This is a genomic window from Rahnella sp. Larv3_ips, assembly GCF_003697865.1.
GTDB lineage: Bacteria > Pseudomonadota > Gammaproteobacteria > Enterobacterales > Enterobacteriaceae > Rahnella > Rahnella rivi.
Window position 1 is genome coordinate 70479 of record NZ_MJIB01000004.1, and the last position, 6883, is coordinate 77361.

6 protein-coding genes are annotated in these 6883 nt (G+C 53.4%); 3 read left to right on the top strand and 3 right to left on the bottom strand.

Annotated elements, in window-relative coordinates:
• Positions 1 to 245: 245 nt before the first annotated feature.
• Together ED901_RS02805 and ED901_RS02810 are read left to right on the top strand one after the other, a co-directional pair.
• Positions 246 to 1133 carry a nucleoside-specific channel-forming protein Tsx gene (locus ED901_RS02805; RefSeq protein ID WP_056769154.1) on the top strand — a complete coding sequence of 296 codons (888 nt, stop codon included), beginning with the start codon at positions 246 to 248 and terminating at the stop codon, positions 1131 to 1133.
• Between the two features lie 186 nt (positions 1134 to 1319).
• On the top strand, positions 1320 to 2915 hold the full coding sequence (locus tag ED901_RS02810; RefSeq protein WP_072158016.1) for an ABC-F family ATPase: 1596 nt from the start codon (positions 1320 to 1322) through the stop codon (positions 2913 to 2915).
• Positions 2916 to 3071: 156 nt separating this feature from the next.
• Here the strand turns inward: ED901_RS02810 and moeB are convergent, their stop codons facing one another.
• Positions 3072 to 3833 carry a molybdopterin-synthase adenylyltransferase MoeB gene (gene moeB / locus ED901_RS02815; RefSeq protein ID WP_122094692.1) on the bottom strand — a complete coding sequence of 254 codons (762 nt, stop codon included), beginning with the start codon at positions 3831 to 3833 and terminating at the stop codon, positions 3072 to 3074.
• Positions 3834 to 3835: 2 nt separating this feature from the next.
• Positions 3836 to 5077: a molybdopterin molybdotransferase MoeA gene (moeA, locus tag ED901_RS02820; RefSeq protein WP_122094694.1), complete on the bottom strand. Its 1242-nt coding sequence runs from the start codon at positions 5075 to 5077 to the stop codon at positions 3836 to 3838.
• A 245-nt stretch (positions 5078 to 5322) separates the two neighbouring features.
• Between moeA and ED901_RS02825 the strand changes: the two genes are divergently transcribed.
• On the top strand, positions 5323 to 5556 hold the full coding sequence (locus ED901_RS02825; RefSeq protein ID WP_056769160.1) for a DeoR family transcriptional regulator: 234 nt from the start codon (positions 5323 to 5325) through the stop codon (positions 5554 to 5556).
• Positions 5557 to 5625: 69 nt separating this feature from the next.
• Here ED901_RS02825 and tsgA read toward each other — a convergent pair whose 3' ends face one another.
• A complete protein-coding gene (gene tsgA / locus ED901_RS02830) occupies positions 5626 to 6822 on the bottom strand; it encodes an MFS transporter TsgA (RefSeq protein WP_122094696.1) in 1197 nt (398 codons plus the stop codon).
• Between the last annotated feature and the right edge of the window lie 61 nt (positions 6823 to 6883).

Genomic DNA, 6883 nt, shown 5'->3' on the forward strand with positions numbered 1-6883 from the left:
TTCGTCCTGAAACATATCTGTGATCGATATCACATTGAGGATGTATCAGGATGAAACACAAATTGACAAACCTTGACCAAATCTATTTATTAGCTAAGAAAAGTTAACTCTTGTAGGAAGTCACTGGTAATTGCATGTTTTTATACTATGTGCAGCAATCGGTTGCGGATCACAGTTTTAGGGTTTGATATATGCAGCGTCTGAAAGTGGCAAGGCGCTGTTCCTCCCCCGCTTCTGGTATAAATATGAAAAATAAAATTATTGCAGCAGGCGCTTTGATGGCTTTGTCCTACAGCGCGACCGTGCTCGCTGATGATAGCAAGGGCGAATTTGTTTCTGACTGGTGGCACCAGAGTGTAAACGTTGTAGGCAGCGCCGATACCCGTTTCGGACCGACCCTGCGTAACGACGTTTACCTTGAATATGAAGCGTTTGCGCACAAAGACTGGTTCGATTTCTACGGCTATATCGATATTCCTAAAACCTTCGGCGCCGGTAACGGCAACGACACCGGTATCTGGGACAAAAACGGTTCTCCGCTGTTTATGGAGATCGAACCGCGTTTCTCTATTGATAAGCTGACCGGCACCGATCTGAGCTTCGGTCCGTTCAAAGAATGGTACTTCGCCAACAACTATATCTACGATATGGGTCCGGACAGCGATAACCGTCAGAACACCTGGTACATGGGTCTGGGCACCGACATCGATACCCATCTGCCGATGAGCCTGTCTCTGAACGTGTATGCAAAATACCAGTGGGAAAACTACAGCGCGGCCAACGAAAACAGCTGGGACGGTTACCGTTTCAAAGTGAAATACTTCGTTCCGTTGACTGAAATGTGGGGCGGTAACCTGAGCTACATCGGGTTCACCAACTTCGACTGGGGTTCCTCACTGGGCGACGACGATTTCCGTGACCTGAACGGCAACAAAGCGCGTTCTAACAACTCTATCGCGTCCAGCCATATCCTCTCGCTGAACTACACACACTGGCATTACTCGTTTGTGGCGCGTTACTTCCACAACGGCGGCCAGTGGGCTGACGGCGCTGAGCTGAACTTCGGTAACGGTAATTTCGATGTGAAATCTACCGGCTGGGGTTACTACGGCGTGATCGGTTACAACTTCTGATTTCAGGCGTTGTACTGGAAAACCCGGCTGAGGCCGGGTTTTTTGTGTGTGTAATTCAAACATTTCCCCGCGCATGACGAATTTTTTTACTATCGAGTGAAATTTGTACACAACGAGAGGCGATCCCGACGCGCCGTTGTGGCATAATGCGCGCCAAATCACATTTCCCAATTAAGAGCGAGCGTTGTGCTAAGTACTTACAACATCACCATGCAATTCGGCAGCAAGCCGTTATTTGAAAACATTAACGTGAAATTTGGCGGCGGTAACCGTTATGGCCTTATCGGCGCGAACGGTTGTGGCAAGTCCACTTTCATGAAGATCCTCGGTGGCGACTTAGTGCCTTCAGCGGGTAACGTCGTACTCGACCCGAACGAGCGTCTGGGTAAATTACGTCAGGATCAGTTCGCCTTCGAAGAATTCACCGTGCTGGACACCGTGATCATGGGCCACAACGAATTGTGGGCTGTGAAAGAAGAGCGCGACCGCATTTACGCGATGGCGGAAATGAGCGAAGCCGACGGCTATAAAGTGGCAGATCTCGAAGTTGAATACGGCGAGATGGACGGTTACAGCGCTGAATCCCGTGCGGGCGAACTGCTGCTCGGCGTGGGTATTCCGGTAGAGCAACATTATGGCCTGATGAGCGAAATCGCACCGGGCTTTAAACTGCGCGTATTGCTGGCGCAGGCGCTGTTCTCTGACCCGGAAATTCTGCTGCTCGACGAACCAACGAACAACCTGGACATCGATACCATTCGCTGGCTGGAGCAGGTGCTGAACGAACGTAACAGCACCATGATCATCATTTCGCATGACCGTCACTTCCTGAACATGGTGTGTACGCACATGGCGGATCTGGACTACGGCGAGCTGCGCGTTTATCCGGGCAACTACGACGAATACATGACGGCGGCAACGCAGGCTCGTGAACTTCTGAGCGCCAATAACGCCAAGAAGAAAGCGCAGATTGCTGAACTGCAATCTTTCGTCAGCCGCTTTAGCGCCAACGCCTCCAAATCTAAACAGGCGACTTCCCGTGCCCGTCAGATTGACAAAATTCAGCTCGACGAAATCAAAGCCTCAAGCCGTCAGAACCCTTACATGCGTTTTGAACAGGATAAGAAATTGTTCCGTAATGCGCTGGAAGTGGAAAAAATCACCAAAGGTTTCGATAACGGCCCGCTGTTTAAAAACCTCGGTCTGATGCTGGAAGTGGGCGAGAAAGTCGCCATTCTGGGCGCGAACGGTATCGGTAAATCGACGCTGCTGAAAACGCTGGTCGGTGAGCATGAGCCGGAAACCGGTTCAGTGAAATGGTCCGAAAACTCAAAAATCGGTTACTACGCGCAGGATCACGAATATGAATTCGATGACTCCATGAACGTATTCGACTGGATGAGCCAGTGGAAATCCGAGAAAGACGACGAGCAGGCTGTACGCGGCGTGCTGGGCCGTCTGCTGTTCGGTCAGGACGATATCAAGAAGAAAGTCAAAGTGCTTTCCGGTGGTGAAAAAGGTCGTATGTTATTCGGGAAACTGATGATGCAGCGTCCTAACATCCTGATCATGGATGAACCAACCAACCACCTTGATATGGAATCTATCGAGTCACTGAACATGGCGCTGGAAATGTACGAAGGCACACTGATCTTCGTTTCCCACGACCGTGAATTCGTGAGCTCACTGGCCACCCGTATTCTGGAAATGACACCGACCCGTGTTATCGATTTCTCGGGTAACTACGAAGACTATCTCCGTAGCCAGGGCATTAATAGCTGATTATTGATGTCGATAAAAAGGCCGCAACGGTTAACGTTGCGGCCTTTTTTTATTCCAGAAAGGTGAATTCTTTATCGGTTAAACGGATTGCGTAGCGGCTGACATGTTCAACAACCTAAATACCTTCATTCCTTGTTCTATTTATTTTCTGAACTGTTAATGACAGCCACACACCTCACAATGCGGGTCCTTCATCAGTTTCATTTCCCGAAACTGTAACGTCATGGCATCAAACATCAGCAGTTTGCCGCGCGGAGTTTCACCGAATTTTGTCAGCAGTTTGATGGTTTCCATGGCCTGTAAACTGCCGATGGTACCCACCAGGGGCGCCATCACGCCGGCTTCCACGCAGGTCAGGGCATTTTCGCCAAATAAGCGGCTCAGGCAGCGGTAGCAGGGTTCATGCGGCTGATAGGTAAAGACGCTGAGCTGGCCTTCCATACGGATGGCGGCGCCGGACACCAGCGGTTTTTTCTGCGCGAAACATTCCCGGTTCAGCTGATTGCGCGTGGTGACGTTATCGGTGCAATCGACCACCACATCGCAGGCGGCGATCAGTTCGCTCAGCATGTCATCGTCCGCCTGCGCATTGATCTGATTCAGACGGATGTGCGGATTCATTGCGCAAAGCGCGATGGCGGCAGATTCCACTTTCGACATGCCGATGCGTGCGTCGGTGTGCAGCGTCTGGCGCTGCAGGTTAGACAGCGACACCTTGTCGAAATCCAGCAGCGTCAGCGTGCCGGTTCCTGCGGCAGCCAGATATTGCGCCGCCGCGCAGCCTAAACCGCCTAATCCGACAATCAGCGCATGGCTGGCTTTCAGCTGTTCCTGCGCGTCAAAATCAAACCCTTTCAGGACGATCTGGCGGTTATAACGCAGGGTTTCAGCGTCCGTCAGTTCCGGCAGAGTGGCCATATTCAGCTCCGTAAAAGGGCGTTAAACGGTTCGATTTCAACGAGTTCACCCGCCGCGACATTATCGCGTTCGCGCTCCAGCACGATAAAGCAATTCGCCTGGCTGAAAGAGCTGAAAACGTGCGACCCCTGATGGCCGGTGGTACGGACTTCGAGCTGGCCCTGCGCGTTGGTGCTGAAAATACCGCGCTGGAAATCGAGACGGCCCGCTGATTTTTTAAGCCCCGAAACCGAAACAGCCTGCAAACGCGGCGGGAACTGCCACGCGGTATGGCCTGCCAGTTGCGCAATAAACGGCTGCACCAGTTGATAAAACGTCAGCGCCGCAGACACCGGATTCCCCGGCAGACCGCAGAACCAGCTGTTTTTCAGTTTGCCGAAAGCGAAAGGTTTGCCGGGTTTCATGGCCAGTTTCCAGAAACCAATCTCGCCCAGTTCATCCAGCATTTGCCGGGTGTAATCCGCTTCTCCGACCGAGACACCGCCGCTGGAAATCACCAGATCGGCGAAGGCATTGGCTTCTTCAAAGGCGTTACGCAGCGCCTGCGGATCATCGCGGATGATGCCCAGATCCAGCACGTTGCATCCCAGTTGTTCCAGCATCAGGCGTACGGCAAAACGGTTGGTGTCGTAAATTTGCCCTTCCTGCAATGGCGTCCCCACCGGTTGCAGTTCGTCGCCCGTGGAGAAAACGGCAACGTTGAGGGGCTTCCAGACTTCAACGTGCGTGACGCCGAGCGATGCCAGCAGCGGCAATTCCGCCGCACCCAGACGTACGCCCTGCGGCAACACGCTGTCGCCTTGTTTGATGTCGTCGCCCGTCAGGCGGATATTCAGGCCGTTCTCCGCTGTGTGGGTGAAACGCACGCCCGCATCGGTCACCTCCGCTTGTTCCTGCATGACCACAGCGTCGGCACCTTGGGGGACCGGCGCGCCGGTCATGATGCGGATACAGGTCCCGGCAGGCCATTCACCGTGGAAGGGCGCACCCGCGAAGGCTTTGCCCGCAACCGGTAACACGGCGTCGTCGTGCAGATCGCCACAGCGGACGGCATAACCGTCCATCGCCGCATTATCAAAAGGAGGCACGAACACCGGAGAACGTACCGGCGCGGCGGTAATGCGGCCAGCGGCCATATTCAGAGCAACTGATTCGGCGTCTTGTGCGTGCTTTGGCGGCACATGAGCGCGCATTTTATCCAGCGCTTCCTGGAGTGAGATCAAACCGGCGGTATTGAATTCCATAAAAATTCCTCAGTGATACCGTCCCGGTGGTGCGGGTGTCTGCGCCGGAGCCGGGCGGTTATAAAAGCATGCGCACAGTATGACAGAGAATCGGGACGAACCAAAAATCGCGGCAGGCGGAAAAACTTTGAGGGTATTTTCGAAAAATTGAGATCGATCCCAAAATTAACAATGTAACGCAGGTATGATGTTTACCGTTATTTGTGACATCCGTCACACAACTGTCATACAAACAGGAATAACCGGTGCTTAAAAAAAATCGCCATCAGGCCATCCTTCAGCTGGTCGAACAGCATGAAGTGTTACAGGTAAGCGAACTGGCACAATCGCTGGATGTGAGTCTCGAAACCATTCGCCGCGATCTCAGTGAAATGCAGGATAAAGGTCTGATCCTGCGTCGTCACGGACGTGCACGCCGTCTGGTCGCACAGCCTCAGACATCCTGGCTCAACAGTTTGCAGCGCTGTCCTCAGATGTGATCGGGCAGTGACAATAAGAAAAGGGAAGGCAATTCAATGCCTTCCCTTTTTTATGCGTCGGTTTTCATCTCAATGCGCGGATTGCTGCTCCAGCGCTTCGGCCTTGCTGCTCACCGAGGCAATAATCAACGCGGCCAGCAGGCATACGTAGGCGAGAGTGGCGGTATTCAGCGCCCAGAACAAACCGTAACGGCTGTACACCAGCGACGACAGCGTGGAGAAAATCAGCGTGCCTATCGTGCCGATAGTCAGCAGGGCAGACGTCAGCGTTGGCGGAGAATTCTTCACCTGCAGGCTGCCGTAACTCATGATGCCGGAGAACAGCCCGGAGTTGCAGAATCCGAACAGACCGGCGCAAATCAGGATAAGCGTCGGGTTTGCGCTGTTCGCCGCAGTGGCCAGACAGGCCAGACCCACGATGGCGGAAAGCAGCAGGTAAGTCCGCAACTTCACAAAGCGCACCGTAAACTGATTCACAAACAGGCCGATGGATTTCACCGTCCAGTAAGTCGTGATGTAAAACGCCGCGCTGTCTGCCGCCATGCCGAAATGCTCTTTGAGCCAGCTTGGCAGCCACATGGTGAAAATCGGTTCCGCCAGCAGGAAAGCAAACAGTGCGAAACACAGCACCCACACGGAAACGCCCCAGTGGTGTTGCTGGCTTTCAGACCCTGGCTTGCTATCCGCGACCTGCGGAATCGACGGGAATTTTTGCCCGACGCACAACACAATCATCGCCAGACTCAGCACCGCCATTACGCCGTACATGGCCAGCCAGCTTGCGCCGTGCTGGAACAGATAGCCCAGCAGCAGCGATAACACCACGCCCGCCAGCGCGAAGAAAAAGTCGGTGAGGATCAGGTTCGCCGAACGTTTTTTGGGATCTTCATTAATGCGCACCACCAGATAGCTGCCGATGGACATCATGATGCCGGAGGCGGCGCCAATCAGAAAAACGCCGATGCCGAACATGGTGATGGTCGGCATCAGGAAAAGTGCCACGCAGGTCAGCACGGAAACCGCTGAGCCAGTGATCAGCTGTTTGCCCAGATTGAATCTGCGCATCAGCACGCCGCTTATCATGATCGGCAGAAACAGACCGATGTTCATCAGCGTAAACATCTGACCGATAAAGCCCGGATCTTTGCCAAAAGCCTGTGAAACCGGGCCGATTACGATGCCTAGTGTGGAAACCAGTGCACCGGTAAAGAAGTAACTGAGCCATGAGATCATATTGATCCGCTGGCGGTTGAATGTCTGTTCCATTGCCGTTCCTTATTTTGCAGTGGCTGACAGGCTGGCGAAGAACGCGCGGATCAGGCGGGGG